The sequence below is a fragment of the Microbacterium sp. genome, from assembly GCF_035277845.1.
Taxonomy (GTDB): Bacteria; Actinomycetota; Actinomycetes; order Actinomycetales; family Microbacteriaceae; genus Microbacterium.
Window position 1 is genome coordinate 1 of the sequence record NZ_DATEJS010000072.1, and the last position, 14,473, is coordinate 14,473.

The 14,473-nt window shown below is 69.8% G+C and carries 13 protein-coding genes; 5 read left to right on the forward strand and 8 right to left on the reverse strand.

Going from position 1 to position 14,473, the window contains the following annotated elements:
* From VJR25_RS03025 to VJR25_RS03040, 4 genes are all read right to left on the reverse strand, one after another.
* Nucleotides 1-266: ATP-binding cassette domain-containing protein (locus VJR25_RS03025; protein WP_324112389.1), on the reverse strand; the 266-nt coding region annotated here is incomplete at its 3' end.
* Nucleotides 263-1,087, reverse strand: coding sequence for an ABC transporter permease (locus tag VJR25_RS03030; protein WP_324112391.1), 825 nt, complete (start codon nucleotides 1,085-1,087; stop codon nucleotides 263-265). The genes VJR25_RS03030 and VJR25_RS03025, both read right to left, overlap by 4 nt.
* Nucleotides 1,084-1,896 carry a molybdate ABC transporter substrate-binding protein gene (gene modA / locus VJR25_RS03035; protein WP_324112393.1) on the reverse strand — a complete coding sequence of 271 codons (813 nt, stop codon included), beginning with the start codon at nucleotides 1,894-1,896 and terminating at the stop codon, nucleotides 1,084-1,086. The genes VJR25_RS03030 and modA overlap by 4 nt, the downstream gene beginning before the upstream one ends.
* 62 nt (nucleotides 1,897-1,958) lie before the next feature.
* Nucleotides 1,959-2,363 (reverse strand): TOBE domain-containing protein, encoded by a 405-nt coding sequence (locus VJR25_RS03040; RefSeq protein WP_324112395.1) that lies wholly within the window; start codon nucleotides 2,361-2,363, stop codon nucleotides 1,959-1,961.
* A 242-nt stretch (nucleotides 2,364-2,605) separates the two neighbouring features.
* On the opposite strand from VJR25_RS03040, the gene VJR25_RS03045 reads away from it, so the two are divergent.
* Complete coding sequence (locus VJR25_RS03045) at nucleotides 2,606-3,136, forward strand: nucleoside deaminase (protein ID WP_324112397.1); 531 nt, start codon at nucleotides 2,606-2,608, stop codon at nucleotides 3,134-3,136.
* 28 nt (nucleotides 3,137-3,164) lie between these two features.
* Nucleotides 3,165-4,646 carry an NCS2 family permease gene (locus tag VJR25_RS03050; protein WP_324112399.1) on the forward strand — a complete coding sequence of 494 codons (1,482 nt, stop codon included), beginning with the start codon at nucleotides 3,165-3,167 and terminating at the stop codon, nucleotides 4,644-4,646.
* A 478-nt stretch (nucleotides 4,647-5,124) separates the two neighbouring features.
* Here the strand turns inward: VJR25_RS03050 and xdhC are convergent, their stop codons facing one another.
* The 4 genes from xdhC to VJR25_RS03070 all read right to left on the reverse strand — a co-directional run bounded on the left by xdhC (nucleotide 5,125) and on the right by VJR25_RS03070 (nucleotide 11,043).
* Nucleotides 5,125-5,940 carry a xanthine dehydrogenase accessory protein XdhC gene (gene xdhC, locus VJR25_RS03055; RefSeq protein WP_324112401.1) on the reverse strand — a complete coding sequence of 272 codons (816 nt, stop codon included), beginning with the start codon at nucleotides 5,938-5,940 and terminating at the stop codon, nucleotides 5,125-5,127.
* Nucleotides 5,941-5,973: 33 nt separating this feature from the next.
* A complete protein-coding gene (gene xdhB, locus VJR25_RS03060; protein ID WP_324112403.1) occupies nucleotides 5,974-8,355 on the reverse strand; it encodes a xanthine dehydrogenase molybdopterin binding subunit in 2,382 nt (793 codons plus the stop codon).
* Complete coding sequence (locus VJR25_RS03065) at nucleotides 8,352-9,869, reverse strand: xanthine dehydrogenase small subunit (protein ID WP_324112405.1); 1,518 nt, start codon at nucleotides 9,867-9,869, stop codon at nucleotides 8,352-8,354. Before VJR25_RS03065 ends, xdhB begins: the two co-directional genes overlap by 4 nt.
* Before the next feature lie 418 nt (nucleotides 9,870-10,287).
* Complete coding sequence (locus VJR25_RS03070; RefSeq protein WP_324112407.1) at nucleotides 10,288-11,043, reverse strand: IclR family transcriptional regulator; 756 nt, start codon at nucleotides 11,041-11,043, stop codon at nucleotides 10,288-10,290.
* Nucleotides 11,044-11,281: 238 nt separating this feature from the next.
* On the opposite strand from VJR25_RS03070, the gene VJR25_RS03075 reads away from it, so the two are divergent.
* The 3 genes from VJR25_RS03075 to VJR25_RS03085 form a co-directional block, all read left to right on the forward strand.
* Nucleotides 11,282-12,697 (forward strand): NAD-dependent malic enzyme, encoded by a 1,416-nt coding sequence (locus tag VJR25_RS03075; protein ID WP_324112409.1) that lies wholly within the window; start codon nucleotides 11,282-11,284, stop codon nucleotides 12,695-12,697.
* Nucleotides 12,697-14,319: a malate synthase A gene (gene aceB, locus VJR25_RS03080; RefSeq protein ID WP_324112411.1), complete on the forward strand. Its 1,623-nt coding sequence runs from the start codon at nucleotides 12,697-12,699 to the stop codon at nucleotides 14,317-14,319. Before VJR25_RS03075 ends, aceB begins: the two co-directional genes overlap by 1 nt.
* Nucleotides 14,316-14,473 (forward strand): DUF6986 family protein (locus VJR25_RS03085; RefSeq protein WP_414683713.1); only part of this gene is annotated, 158 nt, incomplete at its 3' end. The genes aceB and VJR25_RS03085, both read left to right, overlap by 4 nt.

The window sequence follows — 14,473 nt, forward strand, 5'->3', positions numbered from 1 at the left end:
AAGAGCAGCGCCCGCTGGCCGAGCAGTCCGATCCGCCGGCCCGCGGGCGGCACGCGGACCCGGGGCCCGTCGAGCACGCGTGCGCCGACACGCACCGGGCCCCCCTCGATCGGGCGGTGCCCGGCGACGGCGGCGAGTAGGGTGGACTTGCCCGCGCCGTTCGGGCCGAGCACGGCGACGATCTCGCCGGGAGCCGCGGTGAGCGCGGCATCCAGCACGAACGCGCCCATCGTCACCCGCACCTCGGCGGCCAGCATCCCGCTCATCGGATGACGTCCGCCCGCCACCCGCGCATGACCAGCAGCACGGCGATCGCCACGAGGATGAGCAGCAGCGACAGCGCGATCGCCGTGTTCTCGTCGACGCCGGCGCCGTTGAACGCGGTGTAGATCGCGAGGGGCATGGTGCGCGTGACCCCCGCCGAGTTGCCGGCGAAGAGGGCCGTGGCGCCGAATTCGCCGAGCGCCCGCGCGAAGCAGAGCACGGTGCCGGCCAGCAGTCCCGGCCCGGCGAGCGGCAGGGTGACGCGGCGGAAGACGGTGAAGGGCCGTGCGCCGAGGGATGCCGCGACCAGCTCGTGCGCCGTGCCGGCCGTGCGCAGGGAGCCCTCGATCGAGATCACCAGGAACGGCATCGCGACGAACGACTGCGCGATGACGACGGCGACCGTCGTGAACGGGATGTGGATGCCGAGCTGCAGCAGCCACGGGCCCAGGACGCCCTCGCGGCCGAGCAGCGACAGCAGCGCGATGCCGCCGACGAGCGGGGGCAGCACGAGCGGGAGCGTGGTGAGGGTGCGCATGACCGTCGCCGTCCACCCGGTCGAGCGGGCGATGAACATCGCCAGGGGCACGCCCAGCACGAGGCAGACGACGGTGGCGACGGCCGCCGTGCCGAGCGACAGCCACAGGGCCTGGAGCGCGGCCGGCGACGTCATCGCGCCCGGCACGGCCGTCCAGTCGAGGTGGGTGAGCAGCGCGAGGAACGGCACGACGAGGAACGCGGCCCCGACCGCGGCCGGGATGCCCAGCCACGGCGGGAGCCGCGTCGCCGCCCCCCGCGGCCCGGCGCCCCCTCGCGCGGTCATGGTCGGCCGAAGCCGAAGGATGCCAGCACCTTCTGCCCCTCGGGGGAGGTGACGAACGTCACGAACGCCGCGGCGGCGGCCGGGTTCTGCGCGCCGGTCAGCACCGAGAGGGGGTACGTGTTGACCGCGGCATCCGCATTCGCGATCGGCACGCCGGCGACCTTGGCGCCGGCGGCCTTCACGTCGGTGACGTAGACGAGGCCGGCATCCGCGTCGCCCGATTCGACCTTGGTCAGCACCGCGGTGACGTTCTGCTCCTCGCTGGCGGGCGTCACGGCGACCTTCGCGTCGGCGAGCAGCGTCTTCGACGCGTTGCCGCACGGCACCGCCGGAGCGCACAGCACCACGGTGGGCGCCTTGCCGGCCTTCGTCTTCGCGAGGTCGCCGAGCCCGGTGATGCCGAGCGGGTTGCCCGGACGGGTGGCGATCTCCATGGTGTTGGTCGCGAAGTCGACGGGCTTCACGGTGAGCTTGGCGGCGGTGACCTTCGTCATGTTCTTCACGTCCGCCGAGGCGAACACGTCGACCGGCGCTCCCTGGATGATCTGCGTGGCGAGCACGGACGATCCGTCGTAGTTGATCGGCTTGACGGTCACTCCGGGGTATTTCGCGTGGAACTCGGCGGCGAGCTCGTCGAACGCCCCGGACAGCGAGGCCGCCGCCGAGATGGTGAGATCGCCGGACAGGGTGCTCGCGGCGGCCGACGGGCTCGTGGTGCCGCCGGCGGCCGGGGCGCCGGAGCATCCCGCGACGGACAGGCTGATGGTGACGGCGACGGCCGCGACGCCGAGCAGGCGGGGGGTCTTCACGGGGTTCTCCTCAGGGGATGCAGGATGCAGGATGCAGGATGCGGGGGAAGGGTGCGGTCGGCTCAGGCGACGGCTTCGACGATGACGGTGGTCGACTTGACGATGGCGACGCCGCGCGAGCCGACCTCGAGGCCGAGGTCGCGGGCGGCCTCCGACGTCATCAGCGAGACGACGCGGAACGGGCCGCACTGCAGTTCGACCTGGGCGATGAGGCCCGAGATCTCGATACGGGTGACGAGGCCCTCGAACCGGTTGCGGGCGGAGAGGCGCAGCTCGCCTTCGCCGGCATCCTCGTGCGAGGCCTGGGCGAGGGCCTGCGCGCGCGCGGCCAGCTCGTCGCCGGCGACCACCTGGCGGCCGGACGCGTCGCGCGCGACGCTCAGCAATCCGTCGTTCACCCAGCGGCGCACGGTGTCGTCGCTCACACCCAGCAGGCGGGCTGCTTCCTTGATCCGAAACTGCGTCACAAAACACACGGTAACTCCGCATCTGCGGAAACGCAAGAATCATTACCGCATTCCGGAAATGAAGTTCCGAAAAGCATGGACGTGCACGCAGGACGGTGCTATTTTTGACGGTGCTGAGGCGGCTCGAACAGGAGTCGTTTCGGGATCTTATACGCAGCAGCGGATCTACCGGCAAAGCTCTCTCCGATAAGAGCCGCGAATTCGGCGCCGACTGCGACAAGAAGCAAGGAAGCTCAGTTCCCATGCAGACCATCGGAAACTCCACGATCGACGCCGCCCAGTCGGGCTCCGATCGACCGACACCGGCCGCATACCTCTCACGTGCGGTGGCTCTCGCCACCGAGAACGTGCGCAACGCGGGCGGTCCCTTCGGCGCCATCGTCGTCTCGGCTGACGGACAGGTGTTCGAAGGTGTCAACCGTGTCACCGCGAACCTCGACCCCTCGGCGCACGCCGAGGTGACCGCGATCCGCAACGCCTGCCAGGGCCTCGGCACGTTCGACCTCACCGGCGCGACGCTCTACACGAGCTGCGAGCCCTGCCCCATGTGCCTCGCGACGTCGCTGTGGGCACGCATCGACCGCGTCTACTTCGCCGCCGACCGCGATGACGCGGCGGATGCCGGCTTCGACGACGCCGTCTTCTACCGGTACTTCGAGGGCACCGACGCGGACCGGGCGATCATGCCGGTCGGCTCGGTCGAGCTCGAGCCGGCCGAGCGGGTCGCCCCGTTCACCGAGTGGAACGCGAACACCTCGCGCATCGACTACTGACCCGCCTCATCCGAAACAGGTATCCATCATGACTTCCCCCACCTCCGTCGAAGACGGGGCGACGCCGGGCACGGCGATCGAACTCGAGCCGAAGAACGGCTTCGACAGGTTCTTCGAGATCACCAAGCGCGGCTCGACCGTGGCCCGCGAGATCCGCGGCGGCTTCGCCACCTTCTTCGCGATGGTCTACATCGTCGTGCTCAACCCGCTCATCCTGAGCTCGTCCGACGGCTCCGGGCACGCGCTCGGCATCGCACGCGTCGCGGCGATGACCGCCGTCGTCTCGGGCGTGATGACGATCCTCATGGGTCTCATCGCCCGGTATCCGTTCGCGCTGTCGGCGGGTCTCGGCGTGTCCGGCTTCGTGTCGGCGACCATCGCCACCACGAAGAACCTGACCTGGCCCGATGTGATGGGCCTGGTGCTGCTGTCCGGCATCATCATGTTCATCCTCGTGCTCGTCGGCTTCCGGGAGGCGGTCTTCCGGGCGGTGCCGAGCGGCCTGAAGCTCGCGATCGTCGCCGGCATCGGCCTGTTCATCGCCACCATCGGCTTCGTCGACGCCGGCTTCATCCGCCGCGTGCCGGATGCCGCGCACACGACGGTTCCGGTGAGCCTCGGCATCGGCGGCAACCTGCTCGGCTGGCCCACGTTCGTCTTCGTGATCGGCCTGATCGCGATGATCATCCTCACCGTCAAGAAGGTGCCCGGAGCCATCCTCATCGGCATCATCGGCACGACGATCCTGGCCATGATCGTCCAGGCGGTCACCCACACCCCGAGCAGCGAGACCAGCCCCACCGGCTGGGCGCTGAGCATCCCGGTGGTGCCGTCCAAGATCATCTCGGTGCCCGATCTGTCGCTGTTCGCGCAGGTGAACATCGTCGGCGCCTTCACGAGCATCGGCTTCATCTCGGCGTCGCTTCTGACCTTCACGATCCTGCTGACGGTCTTCTTCGACGCCATGGGCACGATGACGGGCCTCGCCAGCCAGGCGGGCCTGCTCGACAAGGACAACAACTTCCGCAACGCCAACCCCGTGCTGCTGGTCGACGCCGCGGCGTCGGGCGTCGGCGGCCTCGCCTCGATCTCCAGCGGCGAGATCTTCGTGGAGTCCGCGGCGGGCATCGGCGAGGGCGCCCGCACCGGCTTCGCCAGCGTCGTCACCGGCGTGCTGTTCCTGCTCATCTCGTTGTTCGCCCCGCTCGCCGGCATCGTGCCCTTCGAGGCCGTCGGGCCGGCGCTGGTGATCGTCGGGTTCATGATGGTCACGCACGTGAAGGACATCGACTGGGGCGACTTCGGCATCGCGATCCCGGCGTTCCTCACGATCATCCTGATGCCGATGACGTACTCGATCGCCAACGGCCTGGGTGCGGGGTTCATCGCCTTCGTGATCATCCGCCTCATCCAGCGGCGGGCGAAGGAGATCCACCTGCTCATGTACGTGGTCTCGGCGGCGTTCGTGGTGTTCTTCGGCGTCGGCGTGATCGAGGGCTGGATGGCCTAGACACGACGTCCGAGAGGGGCGGTTCCGGCAGCAGCCGGGGCCGCCCCTTTCTTCGTGCCCGGGTGGTGAGCTCTGGCATCAGACGAAGATAGCTTCGACTATTGCCAGGCGCCCGGAGAGAGGGTGTCCACCTCGTTCCACGTCTGGCCGGACAGCCGCCCGCGACGGCGGGCGATGGCGAGCGGCACGATACGGCGGGTGCGTGGAGGCGGTGGATGCGCGGGCGTCGACGCGACGCACGGCGACGGCGGACGAAGACCTCGGACTCCACTCAGCGCCATTCGCGCGCAATTGTGCAATTGGGAAGACCAATTGCGCATTCCCGGCAGGGAATAACCTGCCGCAATTCGGCATCCCATTCGCCGGTCGATTCTCTCCGGCGACCCGACACGCGAATGCGCCGTTCCGAAGGCGCGCAATTCACGCCTTGGAATGGCTGTGCGGCGGATGCCGCTCCGCCGCAGATGCGGAAGGCGGGTCAGGATGCCGGAGCGGCCTGCTCGATCTGAACGAGGATGCGGGCGGCGACGCTGACGGCGATGACCGCGGGCTGCTTTCCGGTGACCTCGGCGATGCCGATCGGCGTGGTCACGCGCTCGAGGTCCGCCTCGGAATGGCCGGCCTCGACGAGTCTCTTGCGGAACCGCGTCCACTTGGCCGAGGAGCCGATGAGCCCGATCGAGCCGATGCCGTCGGTGCGCAGCGCCTGGTCGACGATCGCGAGGTCCTCGACATGGTCGTGCGTCATCACCAGCACGTGAGCCCCGGCGGGCAGCTCCGAGAGCACGGATTCGGGGACGGGGGCGTGGCGCACGTGCACGCGGGCGACGGCGTCGGAGAGGCCGGCGTGCCGCAGGCGGTCCTCGGCGAGCATCTCGGCGCGGGTGTCCACCAGGTAGAGGTCGAGTTCGTGCCGCGACAGGATGCGGGCGAGCTCGATGCCGACGTGACCGATGCCGAAGACGGCGACCGACGGCACGACCCGGACGGGTTCCAGCAGCATCGTGACCTCGCCTCCGCAGCACTGCACACCGTAGTCGGTGACGGCCTTGTCGTTCAGCCGGAGCGGAAGGAGCTCCGGTTCCGCCGCGCCCGCGGCGAGCATCGCCCGGGCGCGCGAGACGGCGGTGGCCTCGAGATTGCCACCGCCGACGGTCCCCCAGATCCCGTCCGGCGAGACCACCATCTTGGCGCCGCCGTTGCGCGGCGCGTGGCCGCGCACCATGACCAGGGTGACGATCACCGCGGGGATGCGCTGCGAGCGCAGCGTCCGCAGGGCGTCGAGCCAGTCCATGGTGCGCGACCTTCGCTCTTGTGCTGCGCCGCGTCAGACGGCGGCCAGCTCGGCGTCGACCGCCGGCGCCGTCGTGATCGGGGCACCGGCGGCATCCCGCGCCTCCTGCACCGCCCAGAACACGGCCTCCGGAGTCGCCGGGGAGCCGAGGTTCACCGAATGGCCGGCCGGGCCGAACGCGGCGACGGCGTCGCGCAGCGCCTCGCGGGCCGAGAAGGCGAGCATGAACGGCGGCTCGCCGACGGCCTTCGAGCCGTACACCGCGCCATCCTCGCGCGCGTTCTCGAACAGCCGGACGTTGAACTGCTCGGGCATCTCCGAGAAGCTCGGCAGCTTGTACGTCGACGCCGACTGGGTCTGCAGCCGGCCGCGGTGCGGTCCGTCCGACTCGTCCCAGCGCAGCTCCTCGAGGGTGAGCCAGCCGAGGCCCTGCACGAACGCGCCCTCGATCTGCCCGATGTCGAGCATCGGAGACAGCGAGTCGCCCACGTCGTGGATGATGTCGACGCGGCGCACCGTGTAGGCGCCGGTGAAGCCGTCGACCTCGACCTCGCTGGCGGCGCAGCCGTACGCGAAGTACTTGAACGGCTCGCCCTGCATGAGGTCGGGGTTCCAGTGCAGACCCTCGGTGCGGTAGTAGCCGGCGGCGGACAGCTGCACGCGCTGGTGGTACGCGGCGTTGGCGACCTCGGCGAACGTGAGCCGCTGCTCGCGGTTGCCGAGACCGGTGACGAACCCGCCGGAGAACCGCACGTCGCGCTCGTCGACGTTGAGCAGGCGCCCGGCGACCTTGGCGAGGCGCTCGCGCAGCTGGTCGCACGCGTTCTTCACCGCGCCGCCGTTGAGGTCGGCCCCGGAGGATGCCGCCGTCGCCGACGTGTTCGGCACCTTGTCTGTGCGGGTCGGCGCGAGGCGCACCTGGTGCAGTTCCAGTCCCAGGGCGGTGGCCGCGATCTGCATCATCTTCGTGTGCAGGCCCTGGCCCATCTCGGTGCCGCCGTGGTTGATCAGCACCGATCCATCCTTGTAGATCAGCACGAGCGCGCCGGCCTGGTTGAACGCGGGGAAGTTGAACGAGATGCCGAACTTGATCGGCGTCATCGACAGGGCGCGCTTGACGTCGTCGTGCGTCCGGTTGAACTCCGCGATCTCGGCGCGGCGGGAATCCAGCTCACCGGCATCCCGCAGCTGGTTCCAGATGATCTCCAGCCGCTCGGCATCCTTCACGACCTGGCCGTACGGCGTGGTCTGCCCGGGCCGGTAGAAGTTGAGCTCGCGCAGTTCCAGCGGATCGATGCCGAGCTTCGGGGCGACACGGCCGAGGATGTCCTCGATGAGGAAGACGCCCTGCGGGCCGCCGAAGCCGCGGTACGCGGTGTTCGAGGTCTTGTTGGTCTTCGCGATGCGCCCGAGGGCGTGCACGTTCGGGATCCAGTACGAGTTGTCGAGGTGGCACAGGGCCCGCGCGAGCACCGGCTCGGACAGGTCGAGGCTCCAGCCGCCGTCGCACGTGAGGGTGGCATCCAGCGCCTGGATGCGGCCGTCCTCCGAGAACCCCGCCTTCCACGCGATGTGGAAGGGATGCCGCTTGCCGGTCATCGTGAGGTCCTGCGTGCGGGTGAGGCGCAGGCGCACCGGGCGTCCGGTGAGCTTGGCGCCGATGCACGCGATGGCCGCGAAGCCGTGCGGCTGCATCTCCTTGCCGCCGAACCCGCCGCCCATGCGCAGCGACTGCACGGTGACCTCGCTCGAGGTGATGCCGAGCACATGCGAGATGATCTCCTGCGTCTCGGACGGATGCTGCGTGGAGCACTGCACGAAGTACTGACCCTCGGAGTCGCGCACCGCGAACGAGGCGTGCGTCTCGAGGTAGAAGTGCTCCTGGCCGCCGAACTGGGTGACGCCCTCGAACACGTGCGCGGCGTCGGCCAGGGCGGATGCCGCATCCCCGCGCGCGACCGTGCGGGCGACCGACTGGTACGACTCGGCGGCGATGGCCTCCTCGACCGTGATGATCGCCGGCAGCGGCTCGTACTCCACGGTGACGGCGGCGGCGCCCAGGCGCGCGGCCTCCTGGGTCTCGCCGAGCACCCAGACGAGGGCGTGCCCGTAGAACCGGGACTCCGACGGGAACAGCGGCTCGTCGTGCTTGATGCCGGCGTCGTTGACCCCGGGCACGTCGTCGGCAGTGAGCACGCGCACGACGCCCGGCACCTCATAGGCGGGGGAGACGTCGACGGTCACCTTCGCGTGGGCGTTCGTGGACTGCACGGGCCACGCGGTGAGCACGCCCGCGCTGTGCGCGGCGAGGTCGTCGGTGTACATGGCCGCACCGGTCACGTGCAGCGCCGCGCTCTCGTGCGGAGCGGGCCGTCCGACGACGGGGTTCTTGGGGCGGTCGGCGAGAGCGCTCATGCCGACACCTCCTTCGACTCGATGACGGTGCTGCTGTAGAGCTTCAGCAGGGCGGTGTTGAGCATGAGCGAGCGGTATTCGGAGCTCGCGCGGTGGTCGGACATCGGGGTGCCCTCGGTGCGCATGATCGCGGCGGCGGCCTTGACGGTGGCGATGTTCCACGGCTTGCCGATGAGGGCGTCCTCGGTGGCGATCGCCCGCAGCGGGGTGGCGGCCACGCCGCCGAGGCCGATCTTCGCGGCCGTGACGACACCGTCTTCGATGTCCAGGGCGATGCCGACCGCGACCGACGAGATGTCGTCGAAGCGGCGTTTGGCGATCTTCTGGAACGCGGTGACGGATGCCAGCGGCAGCGGGATCCGCACCGATTTGATGAGCTCGTCCGCACGGCGCACCGACTGGCGATAGCCGGTGAAGTAGTCGCTCAGCTCCACCTCGCGCTCGCCGTCGACGCTCGCCAGCACGACGCTCGCGCCGAGCGCGAGCAGGGCGGGCGGGGTGTCGCCGATCGGCGACCCGGTGCCGAGGTTGCCCCCGAACGTGCCCCGGTTGCGGATGAGCCGCGAGGCGAACTGCGGGAACAGCTTCGCCAGCAGCGGCACCCGACCCTGTAGGCGCCGCTCCACCTCGGACAGCGGCAGAGCGGCGCCGATCTCGATCACGTCGTCGCTGACGGTCAGCAGACGCAGCTCCTCGAGCTGGTCGATCGCGACGACGAAGGGAGCACGGCTCCCACGGATGTTGACCTCCACGCCCCAGTCGGTGGAACCGGCCACGACGAGCGCCGAACTGTCGTCGTGGAGGATCCGCACCGTCTCGGCGAGGGTTGCCGGGCGCACGAAGCGCGAACCGTCGACCTCGGCATCGGTCGCAGCCGCGGCAGGAGCGGGCTGCGCCATGCGCTGCTTGAAGGGGTCGTCGGCATCCGGCATGCCCAGGGTGTACGCCGCATCCCGGATCGGACGATATCCGGTGCAGCGGCACAGGTTGCCGCTCAGGGCGTGGAGGTCGAAGCCGTTGGGGCCGTGCTCGGCGGCATCGCCGTGGGACCCGTCGGAAGTGTCGTGGACGGGGCATCCCGCCTCGTCGGTGCCGTCGCCGGCGAACTGTGCCGCGCTCACCAGGGGCGCGCGGTCTTCGCGGTAGTACTCGCCGGCCATCGAGCAGACGAAGCCGGGGGTGCAGTAGCCGCACTGGGAGCCGCCGGCCTCGGCCATCTTCGCCTGCACCGGGTGGAGGTCCTCGGGGGTGCCGAGGCCTTCGGCGGTGACGATCTCCTGACCGTCGAGCGCGTAGACCGGCACGAGGCAGGCGTTGACCGGCGTCCAGGTCGTGGTGCCGTCGTCGCCGGGCGTCGCCAGCAGCAGCGCGCACGCGCCGCACTCGCCTTCGGCGCAGCCCTCCTTGCTGCCGGACAGGCCGTGATCGCGCAGCCAGTCGAGCGCGGTGGTGAACGTGGCGACGCCGTCGAGGGAACGACGTTCCCCGTTGACGGTCAATGCGACATCGGTCATTGTGATTCTCCTCGTGTCCGGCGGGGGTGGCCGCATGGGCGGCACATCGGGTCCGATACCGGGGTGAGGCGCAGCACTGCGATCACAAGGGCGAACGGCGGGCGCTCGCGTGCGCAGAGTCTACGCCGACGACGCTGCCCGGGGCAGGCGGTATCGGCAGGCTGCGGATCAGGCGCCGTGCGCGAACCAGGTGCACCCCGAGAAGGCGGGGGTGCCGTTGGAAGGACGGAGGACTGCGGCGCTGGTGTGCGGCATCGCGTGCTCCTTTCAACTTCCGTGTTGCGGATTCGAACTTCCGGTCTTCGGAAGTTTTCGCGGGTGGTTCCGTGCAAGCTTAGGGCGTGCCGGAGGGGAGGTCAAGAGCTCGGGGGGAATCCGGGCGGGGCCCGGAGCAGCATCCGGAGCGGCGTCCGGCGACTCAGTCCAGGTGCGCGAGGGCGCTGATCTCCGCCACGATCTCCTGGAGCACGGGGATGGCGCGTCCGCCGAACTCGTCGTCGACGCGCGTGAACGGCCCCGACACCGAGACCGCCGTGGCGATGGGCATGTCGGGCACGGCCATCGCGTAGCAGCGCACGCCGAGCTCCTGCTCGCCGTCGTCGATCGCGTACCCGCGCTCGCGCGTGACGGCGAGGTCATCCAGCAGCGCGTCGATGGTGGTGAGGGTGTGCTCGGTGACGTGCGGCATCCCCGCCCGCGTCATGATGTCGCGCACGTGGTCGTCGTCGAACTGCGCGAGGATCGCCTTGCCGACGCCCGTGGCGTGCATGTAGGCGCGGCGGCCGACCTCGGTGAACATGCGCATCGCGTGCGGGGAGGGCGACTGCGACACGTAGACCACGCGGTCGCCGTCGATGGTCGCGAGGTTGGCGGTCTCGCCGAGGCGCTCGACCAGCTCCTTCAGCTGCGGGGCGGCCACGTGCCCGAACTGCCGGTTGGCGATCTCGCCGAGGCGCACCAGCCGCGGGCCGAGGGCGTAGCGGCGGTTGGCGAGCTGGCGCGCGTAGCCGAGTCCCACGAGCGTCCGCAGCAGGCGGTGGATCGTCGGCAGCGGCAGCTCGGCCGCGGCCGCGAGTTCGGAGAGCCCGAGGCTGCCGCCCGCTTCGGCGATGAGCTCCAGCAGCTCGAAGACGCGCGCGACCGACTTGACGCTCTCGGCGCTGGGTGCGGGCATGGAGCCCCACCTTTCTCGGGTATTCATCGGACAGATACTTCCGGATGGTGGAAGTGGGCGGCCTTGTCACCATACCCTACGGAGAGCGCCCGATTCCGGTCGGTGACGCGGGTGTTGATTTTCCGTATTGCAGACTCTAAACTCCATAATGTGAAATTCGCGACGGGGTAGGACCGCGCGAGACCACACGATCACCGAACTTGATCAAGGGGCGCAGACGCACCCGAGAGGACGACCAATGGCGAACACGAGTCCCGGATATTCGATCCAGCTGCGAGCCGAGGCTTCGGTCCGCGGAACGGCCACCAGCGAGATCGTCACGACGATCACCGACGCAGGTGCGCTGGTCCACGGCCTCACCGTCGACGACTCCGGCCACGAGCGCCTGATCATCGACCTGACCGTCTACACGTCGAGCGTCGACCACGCCGAGCAGGTCGCGAACGCCGTCGCTGCGATCGAGGACGTCACCGTGCTCTCGGCCGTCGACCGCACCTTCGACCTGCACGAGGGCGGCAAGCTCAGCGTCGAGCCGTCGGCTCCGCTGCTGGACCGCGACGACCTGTCCCGCGCGTACACCCCGGGCGTCGCCCGCGTCTGCCTCGACATCGCCGCGAACCCCGAGAACGCCAAGCGCTACACCGTCAAGGGCAACACCGTCGCCGTCGTCACCGACGGGTCCGCGGTGCTCGGCCTCGGCAACATCGGTGCCGCGGCATCCCTGCCCGTCATGGAGGGCAAGGCGGTGCTGTTCAAGCAGTTCGCCGGCGTGGACGCCTGGCCCGTGGCTCTGGACACCCAGGACACCGAGGAGATCATCTCGATCGTCAAGGCGCTCGCCCCGGTCTACGGCGGCATCAACCTCGAGGACATCGCCGCTCCCCGCTGCTTCGAGATCGAGCGCCGCCTGCGCGAGGAGCTCGACATCCCCGTCTTCCACGACGACCAGCACGGCACCGCGATCGTGACCCTGGCTGCACTCGTGAACGCCCTGCGGATCGTCGACAAGAAGATCGAGGACGTCAAGATCGTCATCTCCGGCGTGGGCGCCGCGGGCAACGCGATCATCCAGCTGCTCCAGGCCGAGGGCGCGCAGCACATCGTCGCAGCCGGCCGTTCCGGCATCGTGCACAGCGGCGAGACCTACGCCGACCAGCACCGCACCTGGATCGCCGAGAACACGAACCGCGATGCGCGCACCGGCTCGCTCGCGGACGCGCTCGTCGGCGCCGACGTCTTCATCGGCGTCTCCGCCCCCAACCTGCTCGGCGAGGCGGAGCTGGCCAGCATGGCCGAGAACGCCATCGTCTTCGCGATGGCCAACCCCGACCCCGAGGTCGACCCGAAGCTGGCCGCCAAGTACGCCGCCGTCGTCGCCACCGGTCGCAGCGACTTCCCCAACCAGATCAACAACGTCCTCGCCTTCCCCGGACTGTTCCGCGGGCTCCTGGACGCCCAGGCGACCGACATCACCACCGAGATGCTCGTCGGCGCCGCGCGCGCGATCGCCTCCTGCGTCAGCGACGAGGAGCTCAACGCGCAGTTCATCATCCCCAGCGCGTTCGACGAGAACGTCGCCAGCACCGTCGCCGCCACCGTCGCCGCGACCGCCCTCGCCGCACAGGCCAAGGAAGCAGAAGGAGCACTTGTCTGATGACCATCGAGATCACCCGACCCGCCCGGGTCGAAGGCGCCGATGAGATCCTCACCCCCGAAGCCCTCGCGTTCGTCGAGCAGCTTCACCGGCGTTTCGCCGGGCGTCGCAACGACCTGCTCGACGCCCGCAAGGTGAAGCGCGCCGAGGTCGCGCGCACCGGCCGGCTCGACTTCCTCGAGGACACCCGCGCGGTGCGCGAGGGCGAATGGCAGGTCGCCGAGGCCCCCGCCGCCCTGCAGGACCGCCGCGTCGAGATCACCGGCCCCGCCGCCGACCCGAAGATGGCGATCAACGCCCTCAACTCGGGAGCCAAGGTGTGGCTGGCCGACCTCGAGGACGCCACCAGCCCCACGTGGGAGAACCAGGTCGCCAGCATCCGCATCCTCCGCGACGCGGCCCTCGGCACCCTCTCGTACGTCTCGCCCGCCGGCAAGCAGTACGCCCTGCGCGACGACATCGCCCGCCCGACGGTCGTGGCCCGCCCTCGCGGCTGGCACCTGCCCGAGAACCACGTGCTCGTCGACGGCGAGATCGCCGTGGGTGCCCTCGTCGACTTCGGCCTGCACTTCTTCCACACAGCGAACATCCTGCTCGCGAACGGCGCCGGGCCGTACTACTACCTGCCGAAGATGGAGAGCCACCTCGAGGCGCGCCTCTGGAACGACGTCTTCACGTACGCGCAGGAGGCCCTCGGCATCCCCTACGGCACCATCCGCGCCACCGTGCTGATCGAGACCATCACGGCCGCGTACGAGATGGAGGAGATCCTCTACGAGCTGCGCGACCACGCCTCGGGCCTGAACGCCGGCCGCTGGGACTACCTCTTCAGCTTCATCAAGGTGTTCCGCGACCAGGGCGAGGAGTTCACCGTCCCGGACCGCGCCGACGTCTCGATGACCGCGCCGTTCATGCGCGCCTACACCGAGCTGCTGGTCAAGACCTGCCACAAGCGCGGCGCCTTCGCCGTCGGCGGCATGGCTGCGTTCATCCCGTCGAAGAAGGACCCGGAGGCAGCCGAGGCCGCCTTCACCAAGGTGCGCGCCGACAAGACGCGCGAGGCCGGCGACGGCTTCGACGGCTCGTGGGTCGCCCACCCGGGTCTCGTGCACGTGTGCCGCGAGGTGTTCGACGGCGTGCTCGGCGACAAGCCGAACCAGCTCGACAAGCAGCGTCCCGAGGTCTCGGTCACCGCCGAGCAGCTCATCGACGTGGCATCCGCTCCCGGACACGTCACCGAGCAGGGTCTGCGCACCAACCTCTACGTGTCGGTCGCGTACACCGCCGTCTGGCTCTCGGGCAACGGTGCGGTCGGCATCCACAACCTCATGGAGGATGCCGCCACCGCCGAGATCTCGCGGTCGCAGGTGTGGCAGCAGCTGCGCAACGGCGTGAAGCTCGAGGACACCGGCGAGGTCGTCACCCCCGAGCTGGTCTCGCGCGTGCTGTCCGAAGAGGTCGAGCGTCTGCGCGGCGAAGTCCACGCGGACACCTTCGAGCGGTACTACGTGCCGGCTGCGCAGCTCGTGTCGGACATCTGCCTGAACGACGAGTACACCGACTTCCTGACGCTGCCCGCCTACGAGCTGCTGGACTCGATCGAGCTGGACCGCGTCGCATGACGGCGGCGCTGAGCACCGCCGACATCGCCCGCATCGACGCGCAGCTCGCCGAGACCGATCAGCTGCTCGCCACCGCCTACCCCGGCGATGACGGCTCGCGTCAGCCGATCCACACGGTGTACGTCCCCGGAGACACCTACACCCCCGGCCTCGA